This window comes from Listeria immobilis, assembly GCF_014322845.1.
Classification (GTDB): Bacteria; Bacillota; Bacilli; order Lactobacillales; family Listeriaceae; genus Listeria; species Listeria immobilis.
The window spans coordinates 114,501-137,502 of record NZ_JAASUA010000004.1; the positions used below are offsets into that span (position 1 = coordinate 114,501).

Genomic DNA, 23,002 nt, shown 5'->3' on the forward strand with positions numbered 1-23,002 from the left:
GTGGAGGGAAAGATTCTTTGCTTAGCTCGCTTTATTTTATAACTGGGGGAAATAAACGTGAAAAAGATGATGGTTATATGTGTGCTACTGCTTTTATTAGTAGGTTGTGGTAAAGAGGAGACTGCTAAAAAACAACTTTCAAAAACAGAAAAATCACCAAAAATTGTTGCGACTACAGTAGCGATTACTGAAATTATGAATGAACTAGACTTACCGCTCGTCGGGGTTCCCACCAGTGCCAAAAAGTTACCTGAGCAATATGAGCAAGTGGAGGAAATTGGGTCACCGATGGGGCCTGATTTAGAGGTTATTCGAATGTTGAAGCCGGATATTGTTCTTTCTACAAAAACATTAGAAGCTGATTTAAAGGCAGGTTTTGCTGGAGCGAATTTGCAAGCTGATTTTTTAGACTTTACGAGCATTGATTCGATGAAAATGGAGATTAATAAACTTGGTAAACAATTTGACCGAGAAAAGGAAGCCTTAAAGTTAAATGAAGGTTTAAGCGCTAAAATAAATCAGGTGAAAACAAGTGTTTCTAAAAAGGAACAACCATCTGTTTTAATTTTAATGGGTGTACCAGGAAGTTATTTAGTTGTGACGGAACATGCGTATATTGGCGATTTAGTCAAAATTGCGGGTGGGAAAAATATTATAACTAATCAAAAAGTGGAGTATTTAGCATCTAATACGGAATATTTACAAAATGCTAATCCGGATATTATATTACGTGCAGCTCATGGAATGCCAGCAGAGGTTGTAAAAATGTTTGATGAGGAATTTAAAACTAATGATATTTGGAAACATTTTGATGCAGTAAAAAATGATCGTGTTTATGATTTAGATGAAAATTTATTTGGGATGACTGCTAGTTTGAATGCACCAGCTGCACTTCAAGAAATGGAAAAAATGCTATATGACAATTAAACAAAAAAGTTATTTTGGAATAGTGACTGTACTATTAATTGTGACGTTACTTTGGGCCATTCAAGCTGGAAGTTTATCTATGACTCTTCCAGTGTTTGTAAAAGGAATATTTACTGGTGGGAATGAGGCAATAGATGTAATTATTGATTTGCGATTTCCGCGAATTATTATCGCCTTACTTGCAGGAGCTGCTTTATCAGTTTCAGGGTTGTTGCTTCAAGCTGTGATGCGTAATCCGCTTGCTGATGCGGGAGTAATTGGGATTTCTGCAGGAGCAAAATTTTTTAGCTTTGTAGTTATTTTATTTTTACCGGAATTATATTTTTGGCTACCACTTTTTTCTTTTATTGGTGGAGCGTTTGCTTGTTTTTTAGTATTTTTATTTAGTTATCGTTCTGATTTTAATCCGCTTCGGTTTATTATTATTGGGATTGCGATTAATGCAGTATTTACAGGCTTGAGTGATGCACTTTCTTCGCAGGTGGCACTTATTTCTAGTAATTCCGCTAGTAGTGCAGCAAGTTTGGCAATGAAAAAATGGTCAGATGTAGAAACATTACTTATTTATGTGGCAGTTGGCCTTATTTGCGCATGGGTGCTTGCTAAATGGTGCAATGTTTTAGGACTTGAAAATAAGATGGCTCGAGGATTTGGCGTATCAGTAAATCGGACGAGAATCTTCCTTGCGCTTATTGCTGTTTTACTTGCTTCGATTACAACCGCAGTCGTGGGTGTTATTGCATTTGTTGGTTTACTCGTGCCACATATTGCTAGAAAGCTAGTTGGTGGGAATTATCAAATATTAGTTCCGTTTTCGATTTTATTCGGAGCGCTATTACTTTTGGTAGCTGATACAATGGGTAGAACATTATTTGAACAAATGGAAATTCCTGCTTCGGTAATTATGCTCATCATTGGCGGACCATTCTTAATCTTTTTAATGAGAAAGGGTGATTTTTATGGAAGTAAAGGGCGTTAGTTTTAGCTATAACTCTGCAGAACCTATTTTAAAAGATGTCTCATTTACTATCCAGAAAAATAAAATTAACACTATTGTTGGTCCAAATGGTAGCGGGAAATCGACCTTGTTAGAAATTCTCGCACGCCTACTTTCACCAGATGTGGGAGAAGTTTTATTAGAAGGAAAATCAATTTTTCAATGGAAAGCTAAAGACTTTGCGCAAAATGTTGCCATTGTACATCAAAATAATATTTTGCCAAGTGAAATAACAGTAAAAGAACTGCTTTATTTTGGAAGGCTTCCCTATAAAAATTGGCGAATGACTAGAAATGAGCAAGATGATTTAGCTGTTCAATCTGCATTAATTCAGACAGAGTTAATTAATAAGGCGGATAAATTTGTTGATAGTCTTTCAGGAGGTGAACGGCAACGAGTTTTTATTGCTACTGCATTAGTTCAGGAAACGCCCATTTTGTTATTAGATGAACCAACGACATTTCTTGATATGTACTACCAACTTGAAATTTTGGAGTTAATTCAACGTTTAAATAAAGAGGCGGGTTTGACCATTGTGATGGTGTTACATGATTTGAATCAAGCGTTAACTTATAGCGACCAATTAATTGTTATGAAAGATGGTGAGGTTATTGCAAAGGGACAACCAACAGCACTTTTAACAACAGAATTAATTGCGGAAACTTATGGTGTTTATGCTACTATTTTAAACGATGTAGAAACTGGTAAGTATATTGTTCCGAAAAGACGAAGGGAGTTTTAGTTTATATGAAAGCGAAATCGTTTTTAAGGAAAGGCATAACACTATTTGTTTTAGCAATTTTTCTTTTTTCAGGATGGAAAATTGGTTTAGAAATATATGAAAATAAACATAATCGTACTATTTTAGACGATGCAAAGGCGGTTTATACTTCACCGTTTACAACTACAACTGTAAACGGTGAAGTAAGAGAAGAGCTTAAGTCATTGCAAAAACTTAATAAAGATATGACTGGCTGGCTTACTTTAGCGGGAACAGAAATAGATTATCCGATTTTACAAAGTACCAATAATGAATATTATTTACAGCATAATTATAAAAATGAACAAGCAAGAGCAGGAAGTATTTTTAAAGACTATCGAAATACCAATGAATTTTTAGATAAAAATACGATCATTTATGGTCATAATATGAAAGATGGCTCGATGTTTGCTGATTTAAGAAAATACTTGGATAAAGAATTTTTAGCGAAACATCCAACTTTTTCTTATGAATCTGCACTGCAAAATTATCAAGTAGAAATTTTTGCAGTATATGAAACGACAACGGATTTTTATTATATCGAAACAGAATTTCCAAACAAACTTGATTTTGATCAATATTTGCAAAAAATAAAACAACAATCGCTCTATCAATTGAATGTGGAAGTAACGGAAAATGACCGAATTATTACACTTTCTACTTGTGATACTGCGAAAGATTATGAAAAAGGACGAATGGTTATTCAAGGGAAATTAATAGCAAAATGAGAAAGTGCCACAGCCTAACACGCTTTTTTTGGTGCTTTTTCTTCTTTTAGAAAGGAAGGATTTTATGAAATTATATGAGCTAGCAGAGAATTATATACGTGTGCAAGAACTTTTAGAAGAAAATAAAACCAAGGCGCTTGAGGATACACTTGATGCGATTACTGATGGTTTTCATGATAAAGCAGAAAATATTGCTAAAATAATTAAGGAACTGATGGCGGATGCTGAAATAGTCGGCATAGAAAGCAAACGATTACTAAAACGAAAACAAGCCTTGGAAAATAATGCTGTAAAGTTAAAAAACTATCTGCAAACAGAAATGGAACGATTAGAAATAAGAAAATTGAAAAGTTCGCTCTTTACAATCCAAATTCAAAAAAATCCAGCAAGTGTAGAGGTCACTAATAAAACTTTATTAGAACCATACTTTTTACTTCAAGAGCCAAAAATTGATAAAAAACGGATAGCCGAATTATTAAAAGCTGGAAATGAAGTGGATGGTGCTGTATTAATCGAAAGTGAATCCCTTCGAATACGTTAAAAATGGATGATATTTCATTCTAAAAGCTAATTTCGTCCACTAAATTGTCAAAAACAGCCTTATTTTGAGTAATTTACCTCCTTAGAGACAAAAAATGTTTATTTTAAACATATTTATTCAAACTAATATTTCATGCTTTTAACAATAATAATAATGAAGTGTTTATTAGTTTGATGGTTGGTATATAGCCGTTTTTATATATTTAAAAATGAATGGATCAAGTAAATAACCTGTTTAAATAGCTTATTTCTCTATATTAAAAACGATTTTTTGTTCACTGAAATGTCACAAACGACCGGTTTTTTGGTTCTTAAAGAACATTTTCGGCGATTGTCGCTTGATATAATTCAGTATGTTATATGAGGAAAAGTTTGTATTTAAGGAGGAAAGCACTGTGAAAAAAATTACTCAATGGAAAAAAATACTTATCGCAACAGTTATTGGATTACTTGTGTTTCAAAATGTTTCACCTGTTCTGGCAACGATGACAGAAGATGACGCAGCCCAAGCAAGTGTGAAAATAACTAAAGAAGATAAAGATACAAATGAAAAAGTGAATGGTTCCACTTTCGAAATTAAAAATAAAGCTACGGGAGAAACCAAAACACTTTCTATACAGACAGACGGGGTCGGTACAGAAGAATCACTTTCAGCTGGGGATTATGTTGTAAAGGAAAAAACAGCAGCGCCAGGTTATACGTTAGATGAAAAGGAGTATAACGTAACCCTAACTGATAAAGAAGAAGTAGTAACATCTATTTCTGCCAAAGAAACAACAGCAACAAAAGAAGAACAGACAACAACAAAAGAAGAACAAATGACTGCACCAGAGAAGAAAGCAGTTGCAAACAATAATTTAAAAGCAGCGATAACAGATAATATTTTTGAAGAAGTAACGCTAAAAGATGGAAATGGAGCTGAAATTAAAACTTCTGATCGAATACAAAATGGTAGTGGTGTTGTTTTAGACATGCATTTTGGATTTACCGGGAAAAATTATAAAGCGGGGGATACATATACTACTGTATTACCAGATGCCTTTAACTTTGGGAGTAAAAATCTAAGTGGAGACTTTTTACCATCGACAGAAGCGGAGTGGACATTGGATGTAACTACACGTGAATTAACGATTACCTTTTTAAAAGATGGTATTCAAGAAGGGAATTATGATATTAGTATTAGTACTGCTTTTAAAGTATTTACGGCATCAGAAGAAACTGTACAAGATGTTGTCTTTAAAACAGCAGGAAAAGATACTGTTTACCAAATTGAGGTAGTTCCTGTAGTTACGTATCCAACAACGGTTAGTCTGAATGCAAGTCCGGGAGTAGTTAACCCAACTAAAATAAGCGTTGATGCAAAATTTAATTTAACTAAAGAAGTAGACGCAAAAGGTGAGTTAAAACTAACTGATTTCTCATCTGGCGGAACAACGACAATCGATCAAACTAGCATAAAGGTGTATTCTAGTGATGTTAGTGCTGGTGGAACGTTTATTGGAACGAAAAAGCAACTAACAGAAGGTACCGATTATACATTAACTTATGCATCAACCGGATTAACTATCACTCTAAATGGTGGGCTTGCCGGTAAAGGGTATCAAGTAACTTATGATCGCACAATTAACCAACCAAATTCGTCACTATCTTATGTTTCCACACAAGCGCAAACTATTGGAGATTCTGGTGTTCTCTCTACTCGTTCTGCTTATGTATACTTAACAATGACCAACTATAAGCACATAGAGAAAAGAGCAACGTACAACGGTTCTACTCAAAGTATTGACTGGTCAATCAATTTTAACTACGACCAAGATGAAATCTCTCCTTCCACAGTACTTACAGATGTTTTAGCAGATAACGATGTAGAGTATGTGGCTGATTCACTTAAAATAAAAAAAGTGACATTTAACACAAGCACGGGGGCACCTATTATAGGGACGGCTGATGCGTCATCAGATTGGACAACATCAGCAATTTCGGCAAATGGTAACTTTAATTTAACCTATAAAGACACAAATACAAATGCGTATCAAATTACCTATTCTACTAAAATAAAAGACTTTAGTGATCGTAAAATTAAAAATGAAATAACAGACGAAAATGGTGTATCTGCGGATGCTACTATTGCTATTCAACCTGATTTACTGAAAAAAGAAGCGGGAAGTATTGATTACTTTAATAATACGATGTCATGGAAAATCACCGCTAATGCAGATAGAATCAATATGTCTAATCTAAATATTACAGATGAATTTTCGACAGGTGTAAAAAGCTTAGCAAGTTATAACGTATTTGCCTATACAGATAATACTGACCGTGTACTACTAACGGAAGGTGTAGATTATACAATTAATAAAGACACCACACCAAAAGGTTTTTATATTCAACTTATTGGAGATTATAAAGTAACTAATAAAAAAATTGTTGTGGACTTCGTAACAAATATAGATTTAAATGATGTAACTAAAACTATCGATAATAAGGCATCTATTTCTTACTATGATGGAGGTATTATCAAGTATGTAGATGAAGTTAGTGCATCCATGGTTCCAGACTCAAGTATCATGAAAAATGGTGAAAAATATGGGTCTTATAATTCAACAACCGGAAATATTGATTGGATTGTTTCTCTAAACACAATGTCAAAAGCATATGATAATTTGATTTTTGATGATGATATACCAACAGGATTATCTTATGTGGAAGGATCATTGCAATATCGTAATGTCGCTTCAAATTCGGAACTATTAAATATAGCTATTCCTTTAAAGTCAACAGGAACGCTAGCTGTATCTGGAGACAAAAACTATCCAACTAAAGTAGAAACAACAAGTAAAAAACTGCATTTAGAGTTCGATAATTTGGATACATCACGTGTATTTGTTAAATATAGTACTAAACCAGATGATAATTGGTATTTCTATAAATATGTAACAAATACAGCAAAAGTTTCCGATAACGGTACAGATGAGAAAACTTACTCTTACCAAACCTATGCAAGTCATGTGTATAGCGCTATTTTAAAGTCTGGGAGTATTGATCCTGCTTTTGAAAATAAAGTTAACTGGACTGTAGAGCTTACAAATATTGATCCAAGTCGTCCGGTAGAAAACCCAACTATTATCGACACGCTAACAACTGGAGCTACAGGCGCACAAATTTTGAAAAGTAGTTTTAAAGTAGTAAATAGTACAACAGGTGACACTATTGATCCTAAATATTATGATATTACCTACACAGATGCTAATTTCACGATCCAATTTAAGGATTATAAAGCAACAGCGCCAATTAAAGTAACGTATAGCACAGTTAGTTTAATGTCAGGAATCATTACCAATCAGGCAACTGCTGCAGCAAATGATTATGGTTCGCTACCAGCCATGTATAAATCAGCAACTAAATCTGTTGCTCCTGCATTTACGATTGGTAGCGGTAGTGGAATGGCAACAGTTGGTTCACTAGAAGTTACAAAAGTAGACCAAGCGGATAACACGAAAAAATTAGCAGGTGCCAAATTCCAATTGTATACACTTGATGGTGAAACAGCGGGACAAGAAGGAACAACTAATTCAGAAGGGAAAATTTTGTTTGATGGACTTCAATCTGGAAAGTATAAATTAGTTGAAACGGAAGCGCCAGTTGGCTACATCATTAGTGATGAATATAAAAACGGAAAAGAAGTAACGGTTGGAGCAGATGGTTCAGTCACAAGTTATGTAGTCGAAAATGCTCAAACAACAGGAAGCGTCGTTTTAACGAAAGAAGATAGCGTTTCAGAAGCTAAATTAGCGGGAGCGGAATTTGAGCTACAACAGGCGGACGGAACAAAAGTGAAAGATGGTCTAATTTCTGACGCAGATGGTAAAATCGAAGTAGCTGACCTTGCCCCTGGTGATTATCAATTTGTAGAAACAAAAGCACCAACTGGCTACAAACTAGACGCGACACCAGTTACCTTTACAATTGAATTTAATCAAACCACACCTGTAAATGTAACAAAAGAAAATACCGCAAAAACAGGAAGTGTCGTTTTAACGAAAGAAGATAGTGTTTCAGAAGCTAAATTAGCCGGAGCAGAATTTGAGCTACAACAGGCGGATGGAACAAAAGTGAAAGATGGTCTAATTTCTGACGCAGATGGTAAAATCGAAGTAGCTGACCTTGCCCCTGGTGATTATCAATTTGTTGAAACAAAAGCACCAACTGGTTATAAACTAGACGCGACACCAGTTACCTTTACAATTGAGTTTAATCAAACCACACCTGTAAATGTAACAAAAGAAAATACCGCAAAAACAGGAAGTGTCATTTTAACGAAAGAAGATAGTGTTTCAGAAGCTAAATTAGCCGGAGCGGAATTTGAATTACAACAAGCGGATGGAACAAAAGTGAAAGATGGTCTAATTTCAGACGCAGATGGCAAAATCGAAGTAGCTGACCTTGCCCCTGGTGATTATCAATTTGTAGAAACAAAAGCACCAACTGGTTACAAACTAGACACGACACCAGTTACCTTTACAATTGAATTTAATCAAACCACACCTGTAAATGTAACAAAAGAAAATACCGCAAAAACAGGAAGTGTGGTTTTAACAAAAGAAGATAGCGTTTCAGAAGCTAAATTAGCCGGAGCGGAATTTGAATTACAACAGGCGGATGGGACAAAAGTGAAAGATGGTCTAATTTCAGACGCAGATGGCAAAATCGAAGTAGCTGACCTTGCCCCTGGCGACTATCAATTTGTAGAAACAAAAGCACCAACTGGCTACAAACTAGACGCGACACCAGTTACCTTCACAATTGAATTTAATCAACAGGAAGCAGTACAAGTAACGAAAACAAATACAATGACTACTGGTACGGTTATTTTAACTAAAACAGATAGTCAAATAAAAGCCCCACTTGCTGATGCAACATTTAAATTAGTAGCTGGAGACAATACAGTTCTAGAAAATCTAACAACTGATAAAGATGGTAAAATCGAAGTAGCAGATTTAGCTCCTGGAGATTACCAATTAATCGAGACAAAAGCACCAAAAGGCTATGAACTCGATACTGTTCCAGTCAATGTTTCTATCGCCTTTAATCAACAAGTTCCATTGCAAGTAACGAAAACAAATACGAAAAAAATAGTTAGTGGAACAATCACTGTGGAATTTATTGATACCAAAGGAAATAAATTGGCAGAACAAGAAATTCATACAGGTGTTATTGGAAAGAAATATCAAATAGAGGCAAAAGTAATTAAGAATTACAAACTTGTAAAAGATGCTGCCAATAAAATAGGTGCATACAAAGAAACACCGCAAAAAATCACGTTCGTTTATGATATTGAGAAACAACCAATCAAAGTAGACCCAGTTGATCCAGCTAAACCAGTAAACCCAGAAAAACCAATGAATAAACCTACTGCGAAAGTGGAAAAAACTGAGAATCTTCCTTCCACAGGAGATGAATTTCCTTATGAAATCATTTTCACTGGATTGGTTGTAAGTGTACTCGCATTATTCTTACTAAGAAGAACAAACAAAACGTATAGATAAAATGGAAAAGCTATCCTAAATTTTTTAGGATAGCTTTTTTATTAGATCCAAACATCTTCTTCTGTTTTTGTTACCAACATCTGGATGCCGCGAACAATATTAAAAATAAATAAACCAAGTGTTGCGATTATTGTTATAAAGAATAAGCCAGCAGTAACCATCAAGGATAGATTGGTTAAAATGCCTATGTTAGTAAATGAAGTAATAAAAATACTAGAGAAACATATTACCGCTGCAATAGTTGGGATAATATGTGTTAATAAAGCAACTTTGGCATGGTGAGCTACTTCATCCGTTTTAGTAAAAATCCAAATTAATGCAGGGACAATAATGGGAGCAAAAAAGATACTAAAATAACTTAATGCATTTAAAATTCGATGATCATTCATAATTAACACACCTTTCTTTGATGTTTTTATTGTAACAAGTGGTAAGGTTTATAGCCCTCGATTCAAGTGACAAAGCTAAAAGAGAATATAACAATTATGTAAGGATCAAATAATTTGCTCTTTAGCTTGGATGATGAGGAGCAGTTGTTCAGACATGTATTTAGGTGAATGCTTAAAACCTTCTTCTGCCCAAAAAACAATCATTCCAAAAATTGCATGTGCTTGGTACGTTGCCAGAAGTAAAGGCTCGGCGTTAGTAGTAGTTATAAAACTGTTAGACTCATCTAAAACTAATTCGCGAATTACTTCGCAAATTTGATTTTGAAAACGATAGCTGATAGAAGAATTAATAACTTGTTTATAAAAAGCTTGATGATTATAAACATGATCAAAGATTTTTATCATTGATGGGGTAAGCGTTTGGATAGAGAAATGGTTGGTTTGCAAATAGGGATCACGATAAGCATTTTTTAAATCAGCTAAGACATCTTGAATAATATTATCCAGTAAATCCTCTTTTTCATGGTAATGCTTGTAAAAAGTACCTCGATTAACATCTGCTTCTTGAACAATATCTGTAATAGTAATTTGTTTAAAAGTCTTATGATTGAGAAGGGTGAGGAGAGCTTGGTTGAGTGCTTGTTTCGTTTTTTTTACGCGTCTATCCATACATTTTGAACCCCCAACGTAAGATTTTTTTCTATTACTATACATATAACGTAAAAGTGTTGTTTAATCAACAAAAGTGGCTTCTTTTACATATTGAAAGCGTTTAACTTCGGGATTATAATGAAAGCGAGAAGGATGCTAGTTTTCCTTTTTAGCGCAATAAAAATGAAGGAGGAAATAACAATGGGGAAATTGAATGGGAAAGTCGCAGTAGTAACAGGGGCAGCTTCAGGAATGGGGCAACAGATTGCACTCCTTTTTGCAAAAGAAGGTGCGAAAGTGGTTGTTGCAGATTTAAACTTAGAAGCAGCCCAAAAAACAGTGGATTTAATTGAAAATGAGAAAAGTTCTGCGTTGGCAGTTGTAGCCAATGTAACAAGCGAAGAAGATGTACAAAATATGATTAATCAAGCTGTTGAGAAATATGGAACATTAGATATTTTGGTTAATAATGCTGGGATTATGGATAATTTTGTTCCAGCTGGAGAATTAACAGATGAACTTTGGGATAAAGTTTTTGCAATTAATACTACTGGTGTAATGCGTGCAACTCGTAAAGCATTACACATCTTTGAAGAGAAAGGGCAAGGGATTATCGTAAATATTGCATCAGCAGGAGGTCTATTTGGCTCACGAGCTGGTGCTGCATATACTGCTTCTAAACATGCTGTAGTTGGTTTTACAAAAAATGTAGGGTTCCAATATGCAAATAAAAATATTCGTTGTAATGCTATTGCGCCAGGAGCAGTCAATACTAATATCGGAACTACTATCTATGCACCAGACCAATTTGGACAAGAGCGAGCAATGATTGGAATGGGGACAAATCCGCGTGCTGGTGATGCATCTGAAATTGCCAAAGTTGCTTTATTTTTAGCTTCCGATGATTCAAGTTTTGTGAATGGGACAGTTATTACTGCGGACGCTGGTTGGACTGCTTACTAAAAAGTAGAAATCCACACTAGAAACTATTTTCTAGTGTGGATTTTTTGATAAATGATATAACTTGTTTTTGCAACGTCTATTTTAGAGGTTGCTTTTTTATGAAGTTAGTTATAAACAAACTATAAAAAAGTTTGGCTGTTTTTGAATTAAAAGAGGTCTAATTGTGTCGATAGCTGTCATAAAACAGTGCTACTAACTAACTTTGTCGCAAAAAAACGAGTACATCAAATAAGCTAGTTATGTTATAATAGATTGTGTAATGATGAGCAAATAACTAGGAAACTAGTCCAAAAGGATGAGCTATTAATGTTTGACTTAATGGATAACTTGCTGGGAGTACAGTCATTTGGAGAATTAAATAGAGATATGCCAACAACGCTTTTTGTAACAGATGCAGATGGAAATATTTTAATTTCTAATAAGTTCACTGCGCTTACTGTTGGAATGTCATTGGAAGAATTACTTCGTTGCAATGTAAAAGACCTAGTACAAGACGGTGTATATAATGATTCCGTCACACTTGAAGCAATTCGCACGAAGCAAAAGAAAACCAAAGTAATTAATACTAACAAAGGCTTTAGCATCCGTTCTACCTCGACACCGATTCTCTACCCAGATGGGACGGTGCATTTAGTTGTAACAATGTCAGATGAAACACAACCAGATAGTTTTAAAACATGGCGTGGTGAAGCGCTCTCGGATAATGAAGAATCCCTTCTTTTGGAAGAATATAAAGAGCAAGAAGGAACAGTTGTGGTAGCAGAAAGTGTTGCGATGAAACAAATTGTTCGTGTTTGCAATCAAATAGCCCCATTTGATAGTAAGATACTATTATATGGTGAATCTGGTACTGGTAAGGAAGTCTTGTCACGCTATATTCATGAGAAAAGCGAACAATCAGCTGGTCCGTTTATTTCTATTAACTGTGCGGCGATTCCGGAAGCGTTATTTGAGTCTGAATTATTTGGTCACGAAAAAGGTTCATTTACAGGAGCGGATATTGAAAAACCCGGAATGCTTGAACTTGCAGATGGAGGTACGCTATTTTTAGATGAAATTTCAGAGATGCCATTAGAACTCCAAGCAAAAATGTTACGAGTTCTTGAAACCGGAGAAGTGAGAAGGCTTGGTTCTACCAAAGAAACTAAGCGCCATTTCCGTCTTATCTCAGCTACAAACCGTAATTTAGGTGAAATGGTAGAGAATGGAACTTTTCGGCGGGACTTATATTATCGGATTAATGTCGTACCTGTCCACATTCCAGCTCTTAGAGAACGACCACAAGATATTATTGGATTAGCACGACAGTTTATTCTAAAATTCAATCAAAAATATCAAAAAGACTTTCAATTAAGTGGTGATAAAACAAAAGAGCTATTATCTTACGAATGGCCGGGTAATGTTCGAGAACTTAGGAATCAAATTGAACGATTAGTCGTTATGTCTGGTGCAAAAGAAGTTGAAATAGAGTCAATGGACGATTTTGCTCTGGATTTATATTTTAAAGAGCAAACGAAGAACGAATCGCTATCCTTAAAAGATTATTTGCAAGATGTTGAAAAGCACTTTATTATGCGAGTATTGGAAGAAAGTGATGGAAATGTCACAAAAGCAGCTAATGTATTAGGCATTCACCGTTCTGTATTATATCGGAAACTAAAATTTCTTGATCAATAGGAAAGTTTCATCTGTAAAAGGATGGGACTTTTTTTGTTGTTATTTAACGACGATTCATTTTATATCAATTAAAACTTTGTCGCTTTTTTGCGACGACGAGATAAACAGATAAATTAAAATGCTGTTAACTAGCCATTTATCATTTTGGCATGAAAGTTGCTTTATAAGAAAATGTGATTCATTACAAATTTATGTGAATACTTGAACAAGAAGGAGTGAAGAATTTGTCAAAAGTAATAAAAGCAAGTGAAGCAGCAAAATTAATAAAAGATGGGGATACAGTAGCATTAAGCGGTTTCGGTTTATCTTGTGTCAATGAAGAAATGGCTATTGCAGTCGAAAAACGCTTTTTAGAAGAAGGGGCACCGCGCAATTTAACCGTAATGCATGCAAGTGCCTTAGGAGATCGCCGGGAAAAAGGCATGAGCCACTGGGGTCATGAAGGATTGATTAAACGCTGGATTGGTGGTATTGCGCTTGCTTCTCCAAAAATGGCAAAATTAATTGAGGAAGACAAATGTGAAGCTTACAATTTACCTCAAGGGGTTATCACGCAGCTTTATCGTGAAATCGCAGCAAAACGACCAGGTGTTATTACAAAAATCGGAATGGGGACATTTGTGGATCCGCGCATTGAAGGAGCGAAAATGTCAGCAAGTTCCAAAGATGATTTAGTTGAGGTACTTACTATTCACGGAGAAGAATGGTTATACTATCCAAGTTTCCCTATTCAAGTTGCGCTTATTCGTGGAACAGTTGCAGACGAATTTGGTAATTTAACATTGGAAAAAGAAGGGTTACATATGGAAGTGCTACCAATTGCTCAGGCAGTTCGAAACTCTGGCGGAATTGTAATCGCACAAGTGGAATCAGTTGCTAAAAAAGGTTCCTTAAATCCAAAAGATGTTCGTGTACCGGGTATTTTAGTGGATCATGTGATTATTTCCAAACCGGAAAATCATTTCCAGACTGAAAATACACAATATAATCCAGCTTTTTCTGGTCATATTAAAGTGCCACTTGGAGATATTGCACCACTGGAACTGGATGATCGTAAAGTAATTGCTAGACGTTCTGCGGCAGAACTTGAACCACAAACTATTCTTAATTTAGGTGTAGGGATTCCAGTAAATGTATCTACAGTAGCAGCTGAAGAAGGTGTTAGTGATCAATTGATATTAACTACTGAAGCAGGATCTGTTGGTGGAGTTCCAGCTGGACTAGCAGATTTTGGACATGCATACAATAGTGAAGCAATAGTCGATCATCACTCCCAATTTGATTTCTATGATGGTGGAGGGCTTGATTTATCAGTGCTTGGATTAGCTCAAACGGATGAATCTGGGAATGTTAATGTAAGTAAATTTGGCACGAGAGTAGCTGGCTGTGGTGGTTTTATTAATATCTCCCAATCAGCGAAGAAACTAATTTTTGCTGGGACATTTACAGCTGGAGGACTAAAAACTCGTGTGAGTGACGGGAAATTAGAGATTTTACAAGAAGGTAAGGCTAAAAAGTTTATTAAACAAGTTCAGCAAATCACATTTAGTGGGGAATATGCTTCAACGACAGGTCAAACAATTTTGTATGTAACAGAAAGAGCTGTATTCCGCTTAGAAAATGGCAAAATGGTTCTAATTGAAATTGCGCCAGGTATTGACTTAGAAAAAGATGTTCTTGGACAAATGGAGTTTGAACCGATTATTGCAACGGACTTAAAAATAATGGATAGTGGTATTTTTAACGAAAAATGGGGCGGTTTAAAAACAATCATTGAAAAACAAACAGGAGAGGAAGTAAAAGTATGACAAAAGAAATAAATCGTTGGGGAGTTTTAATTGGTTCTGTTGGGGTGCTTCTATGTACAGGCGCTGTATATGCTTTTAGTGTATTTGCAGGTCCGCTTAGTGCAGCTCATGGATGGACGATACCACAAGTGATGATGGCATTTACGATTAATGCAGCAATTGGTCCGATACCTACTATATTAGGTGGTATTTTAACAGATAAAGGAAAAGCAAAATGGGCTATTTTGATAGGTGGAATATTATTTGGATTAGGTTTTGCTTTAACTGGTTTTGCAACTTCTACCACGATGCTTTATTTATCTTATGGTGTACTAGCAGGATTGGGACAGGGATTTGCATATTCTGGATGTCTTAGTAATACCATTCGTCTTTTCCCGGATAAGCGTGGTCTTGCTTCTGGACTTATTACTGCCGGCATGGGTGGGGCAACTATTATCGCAGCGCCAATTGCTAACCATTTAATTGAAACATATAGTGTAATGACAGCATTCAAAATTATGGGGGCAGTTTATATCGCTGTAGTTATTGTTTGTAGTTTTCTTATTCGAGTTGCTCCAGCTGGCTATGCGCCAAAAGGTTGGACTCCACCAGCAGGAAATTCAGCTGGAATGGTAAATGTTCCTTGGACTGGAATGATTCGTACAGTTACTTTTTACTTAATTTTGTTAATGCTCGGTATCGGCGCGTTCTCAGGATTAATGATAGCTTCTAATGCTTCTTTAATTGGTCAAAATATGTTTGGATTAACAGCGGCATCAGCAGCAGCGTACGTAAGTATTTATTCATTAAGCAATTGTTTAGGACGTGTTGTTTGGGGTGCTGTTTCGGACCGCTTAGGAAGATCTAATACGTTAATGATTATTTATACAGTAATTGCATTATCATTACTAGCACTTGCTACACTTCAATCGGTTGCAGGTTTCGTAATTGGAATTATTGGTCTTGGCTTATGCTTTGGTGGAACAATGGGTGTCTTCCCATCCATCGTTATGGAAAACTATGGTCCAAAAAATCAAGGTGTCAATTACGGAATTGTCTTTATTGGTTATTCTACGGCTGCTTTCTTTGCACCAAAAATGGCTGCGCAAATTGCTGGTCAAAATGGTGGCGACTTTACGCAAGCATTTTATATTGCAATTGCACTCGCAGCAGTAGGACTATTCATTAATATTGTTTATAAATTACGTGAGAAAAAACAACCTGCTAAAGAATTAGCGTAAAAATAGAGAGGAGAAAAGAAAATGAATTTAACAACAATGCTAGAAATTAAATATCCAATTTTACAAGGGGCAATGGCTCAAATTGCTACTTATGAATTAGCTTCAGCTGTATCAAATGCGGGAGGTCTAGGAATTATCGCATCTGGTGGTATGTCCGCTGATGCGTTACGGGAACAAATTCGATTATGTAAAGAAAAAACATCAAAGCCATTTGCAGTAAATATTATGCTAATGATGCCTAATTGCCCAGAACTTGTTGATGTAATTATTGAGGAAGGTGTTCGTGTTGTTACAACAGGTGCCGGCACGCCAAAACCTTTTATGCCGAAACTAAAAGCAGCGGGTATTAAAGTAATTGTTGTAATTCCATCAGTAAAAATCGCAAAAAAAATGGAAGAAATTGGTGTAGATGCAGTCGTAGCAGAAGGCACGGAAGCAGGCGGACATGTTGGTGAAACGACAACAATGGCATTGGTTCGTCAAGTGGTGGAAGCAGTGAATATTCCTGTTATTGCAGCAGGCGGAATTGCTGATGGACACGGAATGGCAGCCGTTTATGCGCTAGGTGCAAGTGGTGTGCAAATTGGTACACTTTTCCTTGTTGCAGAAGAATGCCCGGTACCAGCAAGCTTTAAACAAGCTGTTCTTGACGCGAGTGATACGGATACAACCGTGACAGGTCGACGCAATGGTGCTCCAGTTAGAAGTATTAAAAACCCAATGATTAAAAAATATGTGGAGCTAGAAAATGAAAATGCTTCTAGAGATAAATTAGAGGAACTCACACTTGGTTCGCTTAGAAAAGCAGTTCATGAAGGCGATGTAGAAAATGGTTCTGTGATGGCCGGTCAAATTTGTGGAATGTTAACAGAGATTCGCTCAACAAAAGATATTATCGAAAGCTTGATGGAAGAATCTAAAAAAGTAGCAAGTAATTTAGTTATTCAATAAAATAAAAGCCAGAAAATCAGTTAAACATGATTTTCTGGCTTTTTTTATTTGCGTCGATACATTTTAGTTAAATCAAGCATCAAATAAATCAGCAATAATGCTGTGATAATTACCGCAATTAGATTGGCAATATCATTATGGAAAAGAAAACTAAGTCCATTAATTGCTAGTGCGATGACAATAATAATTAAATATTTTACCATTAAAAATCTCCAGTTCTATAGTGCGCCATCTTGAATAATTTCTGTTTTATAACCATCTGGGTCTGTTAAAAAATAATAAAATGGATCTTCACCAGGAAGTCCTTTTAAGTCAGTCACTGTGTAGCCAGCTTCTTGATGTTCTTTTAGTAAGGCGCGGACATTTGGCACCCCTACAGCAAGATGACCGTAACCATTTCCTAAATCATAAGCGTCTTGTTGGTCATAATTATATGTTAATTCTAATTCAAAGCCACCCTCTTCAAAAGCCATATAAACAAGTGTGAATTCAAAATCCGGAAAATCTTTTCGGCGGACTTCCTTTAAACCTAGTGCTTTTTCATAAAAAGTAATTGATTCAGTCAAGTTTTTCACTCGAATACAAGTATGTAACATTTTAGCAGTCATTTGCTCTTCCTCCTTTTAAATTTCTTTCTCCATTGTAGTATATCAGAGGAATGAATTCAAATAAGGTATATTGAAGTAACACGGTAATTTCGGTATAATGAGTGTGTGCAGAAAGGTGGAAATAAGATGACGGAAATTAAACGAATTATGACTGGCGAAATCCAAGAAAATTGTTATATTATTTATCAAGATAATGTTGCTTTAATAATTGACCCGGGCGCAGAAGCTAGTAAAATTAAAGCAGAAATTGCAAAACTTCAAGTAACACCAATAGCGGTTTTGTTAACGCATTGTCATTATGATCATATTGGTGCCTTGGAAGAAATAAGGGCGGCTTATTCCATTCCGGTTTATGTTAGTCCAAAAGAACAAGCATGGCTTTCCAACCCAGAATTAAATCTATCTGCTCATATCGCTGGAAAACAAATCATTGCTGAGCCGGCAGAATATGAATTTAAACTTGGGGAATATAATATAGAAGACTTTCACTTTAAAGTGGTACCAACACCAGGTCATTCTATTGGGAGTTTAAGTTTTATTTTTGACGACTTTGTTATTGTGGGTGACGCTTTATTTAGAGGGAGTATCGGACGTACTGACTTGCATACAGGTGACTTTGATACTTTAATTAATAGCATTAAAAAAGAATTATTCGTTCTCCCAGATGACTTGTTAGCTTATTCAGGACACGGAGAAGTAACAACTATTGGTCATGAAAAAGAAACAAACCCATACTTCAATTAAAAAATGGCAGAAGCGTTATTCTGTCATTTTTTTGCAAATAAATGAGAGGTGTTAAAAATGCGTTCAGATGAAGAAATTTTCAAAGAAGCAACAACAAAATCATTGTTACAGCTACTTAAAAAGAGTGAGGACTTTTATAAATATTGTTATCAAGAAATAATTCCCAAAGGACAAGAAATTAAATTAAACGACTCCAAAAATTTCAAAATTTATTTAGTTGAGAGTGGTTATTTTGCATACTGCCTCCAAAATGATAATGGGGATTCTGGAATTATTAGCTTTGTTGGGGATGAAGTCGCAGTTAATTTAGTACCACTTATTAAAGAAGAACCAGAAGACTCTATTTTGCGTACTTTGACTAAAGTACATTGCTGGGTACTTGATTCTGATTTTGTTGAACGTATTTTGGACGAAACCAATCAGAAATCACTATATTTACTAGCGAATTTACTTTATACGAGAAAAGTTTATTTTAAAGCGAGTAAGCGAACTTTTATGAAAAAAGAAGCACGGATTCGGGCTTGTTTGAAAGAGATGGGTTTATACCTAGGGCGAGTGACCAAAGAGAAAGAATATATTTTGCCTGAGGAAATTAATAATTTTATTTTAGCTCAATATGCAAATACAACCCGAGAGTACACTAATATGACTGTCTTAAAATTACGCAAAGCAGGAATACTAGATGATAGCCATAAGCCATGGGTAATTAAAAAAATAGATGATTTATAAAGTAGGAAAATCTCCCAATTAAAGTAATAAACACCTAAAGAAATTGTCACAAAAAATACTTATTTATCTAAATTTAACCTATAAATTTATATTTTTTCCATAAATTGGTAGGAAAATCCTTTTTTCTTGATTGAAATGTTAGATGAATTTATAAATGACGACTCTAAGGTAATTTTTATTTATGATATTATACTTTAGAGGAGGAATTTATTTTGAATACATTAGAAAAAAGGCAACATGAAATTTTAGTTAATCCACTTCATTTTTGTAAGAAGTCTAGTGATTTTGCAAAGCACAGTATGAGTATTAAACTTTCAAAAAATGAATTGTTTGATGTAGACTTTGTAACAGATATTTATTTTGTTGAAATAGGAATCATTATGAAAGGGACACAAATTGATGATAATATAGGTTATAATCAATTATTAAAACATGGCGATATGTGTAATTTTTCATCGTTTATTTCTCCTGAGTTAAAACGCGGGATGGGTGCTAAACTATTATCCCCAAGCACCAGTGTTATTACAGCAGTTGATAGAGATTTTTTCGTTTTTATGGTTGACAAACATGTTAGTAGTGAAGAGTTTATGTTGTATCAATCAAAAAAAGAAATTATAATGTTGCAACGTCGCTGTTTGCTTAATACGCTTAAAGTGAAAGATCGTGTTAAACATGTTATCGCCGCAGTTGGCTACGAATATGGAATTTCTAATGGAACGAATATACAAATTCCATCAGAATTATCAACGACATTTTTATCTAAGTTTATGGGAATAACAAGAGAATACCTATGTCTCACTATGAGCGAATTAAAAAAAGAAGGATATTTACTTAATACGAAAATTCCCATCGTTATAAACGTTGAAAAATTATTTAACGAAATTCCTTATGATTCTTTGATTTTATAAACTTTAAGAGGATAGTCTAACGGCTGTCTTCTTTTTTATGCTAAAATAAAGAAAAAAGAGGAGATTTATAATGAGTGATTACTTGGAAATTCCTGAATTAAATAAAGCTTTTCCGTTTCGGTCATTCATCAATGAAGGTGAGGTTCTTGTTTATCCGCACTGGCACAAAGAAATCGAGATTATTTATGCACTCAAAGGTAGCTTGAATTTAGGAATTAATGATATGCCAATTCAGCTAAAAGAAGGTGAAATTCAAGTTATTAATGGAGGAGATGTACACTATTTTTTAGCTTCTCCAAATAGTGAACGAATTGTTATTCAGTTTGATTTAAGTTTATTTCAAGAAGAGATGCAAATGGATATTGCAGGAAAAACCCTTCGTGAAATGTTGGCGGAAATGGCTCATTTGAGTAGAGAGTGGCCAGAAGAAGTGATAACAAAAATGCAATCGTTAATTATGGAAATACATACGGAATCTAACACTAATAAGCCAGGGAAACACTATATTTTGAAAGCAGATTTGCTATCTATCATTGTACTTATTTACCGTGAAATTCCACAAATAAAAACACAGCCTGATAGCGTGATTTCTGAGCAAGCTGTTCTTAAATCACAAGAAACCTTACATAAATTAGAGCAGATTTTCTCTTATGTGGAAAAACATTATCAAGGCCCTATTAGTTTGCAAGAAATGGCTGATCATACTGGGTTTAGTACCTATTATTTTACAAAATTTTTCAAAAGAAATACCGGAATGACTTTTGTTACTTTTTTAAATGATTACCGTTTGAATAAAGCCAAGTGGATGTTATTAAATGAGGCATTTCCAGTAACAGAAGTGGCAGAACTAGCGGGATTTAGTAGTGTTAAGACATTCCATCATGCCTTTAAACGAGCGATGGGAGTAGCGCCATTAAAATATAGAAAAGCAATATACGGGAATAATTAGGCAATAAAACAGGAAGAAATACCTTCAGTAGTTTTGTATGATGTAACTATCAAAACTATTGGAGGTTTTTTATATGTCATTGAAAGTTGGAATTATTGGTTGTGGAGGCATTGCAAACGGGAAACATATGCCAAGTTTATTAAAAGCTGAGAAAGCAGAAATGGTTGCTTTTTGCGATATCGTATTAGAAAAAGCCGAAGCAGCAGCCGAAGTTTTTGGCGGAACAAATGCAAGCGTATACACAAATTATCAAGACTTACTCCAAGATAAATCCATTGATGTAATTCATGTTTGTACACCAAATATTTCTCATGCGGAAATTTCGATTGCTGCATTGGAAGCAGGTAAACATGTAATGTGTGAAAAACCAATGGCAAAAACAACAGAAGAAGCGAGAAATATGATTAAAGCAGCAGAGCGCACTGGCAAAAAACTAACCATTGGCTATCAAAATAGATTCCGTAAAGACTCAAACTACCTACATCAGATTTGCGAAAATAAGGAACTTGGCGATATTTATTATGCGAAAGCCAAAGCAATTCGTCGTCGTGCAGTACCAACATGGGGCGTTTTCTTAGATGAAGAAGCACAAGGCGGCGGACCTCTTATTGATATTGGTACCCATGCACTTGATTTAACACTTTGGATGATGGACAATTACAAACCAAAATATGTTGTAGGAAATAGTTATCATAAACTTTCTGAAAAAGAAAATGCTGCGAATGCTTGGGGTTCATGGGATCCAAAAAAATTCACAGTAGAAGACTCTGCATTTGGCTTTATTACTATGGAAAATGGGGCAACTATTGTGTTAGAAGCAAGTTGGGCGTTAAACACACTAGATGTAGGTGAAGCAAGGACATCTCTTAGCGGAACAGAAGGCGGCGCAGATATGGAAGATGGCTTGCGGATAAATGGAGAAGCGTATAGTCAAATGTATGAAAAGAAAATTCAATTGGATGCGGATGGTGTAGATTTTTATGATGGTGAAGGAGATGATCCAGCATTAATTGAAGCTGAGCAATGGTTGGATGCTATCTTAAATAATACTGAACCAGTCGTAAAACCAGCTCAAGCACTTGTAGTAACACAAATTTTAGAAGCAATTTATGAATCAGCTAAAACCGGAAAACCAGTTTATTTTAATTAAGGGGGAAGTACCTTTATGAAAGCAAAAATAGCTTTACAGTTGTGGAGTGTAAAAGAAGCTTGTGAAGATGATTTTTTTGGAACACTTGAAAAAGTGGCTGAAATGGGATATGACGGTGTGGAGTTTGCTGGCTATTACGGGAAATCTGCAAGTGAAATTAAAGCAAAATTAGCAGCACTTGGACTAGAAGTGGCAGGTTCGCATATTAGTAAAGAAAAGCTTGAAACAGATTTAGAAAATGTGATCCTATTTGAACAAGAATTAGGTAATCAACATATTATTTGTCCGTATGCAGACTTTGAAACGAAAAAAGAATGGCTTGAATTTAGTAGTGAACTTCGCAAAATTACTCAAAATATCCAACAAGTTGGAATGCGATTTGGCTATCATAATCATGCTCATGAATTAGAACAATGGGATAATGACATCATTTTAGAACAGTTACTGGAAAATACACCTGAAATGTTTGCGGAATTAGACACTTATTGGTTAGAGTATGCAGGAGTTGGAGTTATTCCTTTTATTAAAAAATATTCTAACCGGGTGCCGCTAATTCATATTAAAGATAAATCGAGAACGAACAAAGAAAGTACTATTATCGGTGAAGGTATTCTTGATATTTCTGGCTACGTGAAGACGGCTCTTGACTCCGGGACAAAATGGCTAATTATCGAGCAAGAAGCATTTGAGGAAGATCCACTAACAAGTGTTTCCAAAGGGTATACGTATTTAGCGAATTTATTGGAGGAGAAGTAAT

21 protein-coding genes are annotated in these 23,002 nt (G+C 35.1%); 17 read left to right on the plus strand and 4 right to left on the minus strand.

The features are described from left to right. Positions 1 to 57: 57 nt before the first annotated feature. The 6 genes from isdE to HCJ45_RS07180 all read left to right on the plus strand — a co-directional run bounded on the left by isdE (position 58) and on the right by HCJ45_RS07180 (position 9,498). Entirely contained in the window at positions 58 to 927 is an 870-nt protein-coding gene (isdE, locus tag HCJ45_RS07155) for a heme ABC transporter substrate-binding protein IsdE (protein ID WP_187124345.1), read from the plus strand. After that, on the plus strand, positions 917 to 1,906 hold the full coding sequence (locus tag HCJ45_RS07160) for a FecCD family ABC transporter permease (RefSeq protein ID WP_187124346.1): 990 nt from the start codon (positions 917 to 919) through the stop codon (positions 1,904 to 1,906). Before isdE ends, HCJ45_RS07160 begins: the two co-directional genes overlap by 11 nt. Further along, positions 1,887 to 2,666: an ABC transporter ATP-binding protein gene (locus HCJ45_RS07165; protein ID WP_187124347.1), complete on the plus strand. Its 780-nt coding sequence runs from the start codon at positions 1,887 to 1,889 to the stop codon at positions 2,664 to 2,666. Before HCJ45_RS07160 ends, HCJ45_RS07165 begins: the two co-directional genes overlap by 20 nt. A 5-nt stretch (positions 2,667 to 2,671) precedes the next feature. Further along, positions 2,672 to 3,412 carry a class B sortase gene (gene srtB / locus HCJ45_RS07170; protein WP_185381063.1) on the plus strand — a complete coding sequence of 247 codons (741 nt, stop codon included), beginning with the start codon at positions 2,672 to 2,674 and terminating at the stop codon, positions 3,410 to 3,412. A gap of 64 nt (positions 3,413 to 3,476) precedes the next feature. Beyond that, positions 3,477 to 3,953 carry a siphovirus Gp157 family protein gene (locus HCJ45_RS07175; protein ID WP_185349423.1) on the plus strand — a complete coding sequence of 159 codons (477 nt, stop codon included), beginning with the start codon at positions 3,477 to 3,479 and terminating at the stop codon, positions 3,951 to 3,953. 394 nt (positions 3,954 to 4,347) lie between these two features. Then, on the plus strand, positions 4,348 to 9,498 hold the full coding sequence (locus tag HCJ45_RS07180) for a SpaA isopeptide-forming pilin-related protein (RefSeq protein WP_187124348.1): 5,151 nt from the start codon (positions 4,348 to 4,350) through the stop codon (positions 9,496 to 9,498). Positions 9,499 to 9,539: 41 nt separating this feature from the next. On the opposite strand, the gene HCJ45_RS07185 is transcribed toward HCJ45_RS07180, so the two are convergent. After that, complete coding sequence (locus tag HCJ45_RS07185; protein WP_187124349.1) at positions 9,540 to 9,887, minus strand: magnetosome magnetite crystal formation protein family; 348 nt, start codon at positions 9,885 to 9,887, stop codon at positions 9,540 to 9,542. A 105-nt stretch (positions 9,888 to 9,992) separates the two neighbouring features. Next, positions 9,993 to 10,556 (minus strand): TetR/AcrR family transcriptional regulator, encoded by a 564-nt coding sequence (locus HCJ45_RS07190; RefSeq protein ID WP_187124350.1) that lies wholly within the window; start codon positions 10,554 to 10,556, stop codon positions 9,993 to 9,995. 183 nt (positions 10,557 to 10,739) lie between these two features. Here HCJ45_RS07190 and HCJ45_RS07195 point away from each other — a divergent pair, with 183 nt between their 5' ends. The 5 genes from HCJ45_RS07195 to HCJ45_RS07215 all read left to right on the plus strand — a co-directional run bounded on the left by HCJ45_RS07195 (position 10,740) and on the right by HCJ45_RS07215 (position 17,157). Next, entirely contained in the window at positions 10,740 to 11,501 is a 762-nt protein-coding gene (locus HCJ45_RS07195; protein ID WP_187124351.1) for an SDR family oxidoreductase, read from the plus strand. 306 nt (positions 11,502 to 11,807) lie between these two features. Beyond that, positions 11,808 to 13,178, plus strand: coding sequence for a sigma-54 interaction domain-containing protein (locus HCJ45_RS07200; RefSeq protein ID WP_187124352.1), 1,371 nt, complete (start codon positions 11,808 to 11,810; stop codon positions 13,176 to 13,178). A 224-nt stretch (positions 13,179 to 13,402) separates the two neighbouring features. Beyond that, positions 13,403 to 14,986: an acyl CoA:acetate/3-ketoacid CoA transferase gene (locus HCJ45_RS07205; protein WP_187124353.1), complete on the plus strand. Its 1,584-nt coding sequence runs from the start codon at positions 13,403 to 13,405 to the stop codon at positions 14,984 to 14,986. Next, entirely contained in the window at positions 14,983 to 16,206 is a 1,224-nt protein-coding gene (locus HCJ45_RS07210) for an L-lactate MFS transporter (protein WP_185381060.1), read from the plus strand. Before HCJ45_RS07205 ends, HCJ45_RS07210 begins: the two co-directional genes overlap by 4 nt. Positions 16,207 to 16,227: 21 nt before the next feature. Next, entirely contained in the window at positions 16,228 to 17,157 is a 930-nt protein-coding gene (locus tag HCJ45_RS07215) for a DUF561 domain-containing protein (protein WP_187124354.1), read from the plus strand. A gap of 44 nt (positions 17,158 to 17,201) precedes the next feature. On the opposite strand, the gene HCJ45_RS07220 is transcribed toward HCJ45_RS07215, so the two are convergent. Further along, entirely contained in the window at positions 17,202 to 17,360 is a 159-nt protein-coding gene (locus HCJ45_RS07220; RefSeq protein ID WP_187124355.1) for a hypothetical protein, read from the minus strand. A 15-nt stretch (positions 17,361 to 17,375) separates the two neighbouring features. Further along, positions 17,376 to 17,765: a lactoylglutathione lyase gene (gene gloA, locus HCJ45_RS07225; RefSeq protein ID WP_187124356.1), complete on the minus strand. Its 390-nt coding sequence runs from the start codon at positions 17,763 to 17,765 to the stop codon at positions 17,376 to 17,378. Between the two features lie 126 nt (positions 17,766 to 17,891). On the opposite strand from gloA, the gene HCJ45_RS07230 reads away from it, so the two are divergent. From HCJ45_RS07230 to HCJ45_RS07255, 6 genes are all read left to right on the plus strand, one after another. Further along, the gene (locus HCJ45_RS07230; RefSeq protein WP_187124357.1) at positions 17,892 to 18,509 is read left to right on the plus strand and encodes an MBL fold metallo-hydrolase; all 618 of its coding nucleotides are present in this window, start codon (positions 17,892 to 17,894) and stop codon (positions 18,507 to 18,509) included. 57 nt (positions 18,510 to 18,566) lie between these two features. Continuing rightward, on the plus strand, positions 18,567 to 19,238 hold the full coding sequence (locus HCJ45_RS07235) for a cyclic nucleotide-binding domain-containing protein (protein ID WP_187124358.1): 672 nt from the start codon (positions 18,567 to 18,569) through the stop codon (positions 19,236 to 19,238). Between the two features lie 212 nt (positions 19,239 to 19,450). Then, positions 19,451 to 20,146: a cyclic nucleotide-binding domain-containing protein gene (locus HCJ45_RS07240; RefSeq protein WP_187124359.1), complete on the plus strand. Its 696-nt coding sequence runs from the start codon at positions 19,451 to 19,453 to the stop codon at positions 20,144 to 20,146. 70 nt (positions 20,147 to 20,216) lie between these two features. Then, positions 20,217 to 21,095, plus strand: coding sequence for an acid resistance transcriptional regulator GadR (gadR, locus tag HCJ45_RS07245; RefSeq protein WP_187124360.1), 879 nt, complete (start codon positions 20,217 to 20,219; stop codon positions 21,093 to 21,095). A gap of 73 nt (positions 21,096 to 21,168) precedes the next feature. Then, positions 21,169 to 22,245, plus strand: a complete 1,077-nt coding sequence (locus HCJ45_RS07250; RefSeq protein ID WP_187124361.1) for a Gfo/Idh/MocA family protein — start codon at positions 21,169 to 21,171, stop codon at positions 22,243 to 22,245. 15 nt (positions 22,246 to 22,260) lie between these two features. Then, the gene (locus tag HCJ45_RS07255; protein ID WP_187124362.1) at positions 22,261 to 23,001 is read left to right on the plus strand and encodes a sugar phosphate isomerase/epimerase family protein; all 741 of its coding nucleotides are present in this window, start codon (positions 22,261 to 22,263) and stop codon (positions 22,999 to 23,001) included. The last annotated feature ends 1 nt before the right edge of the window (position 23,002 follow it).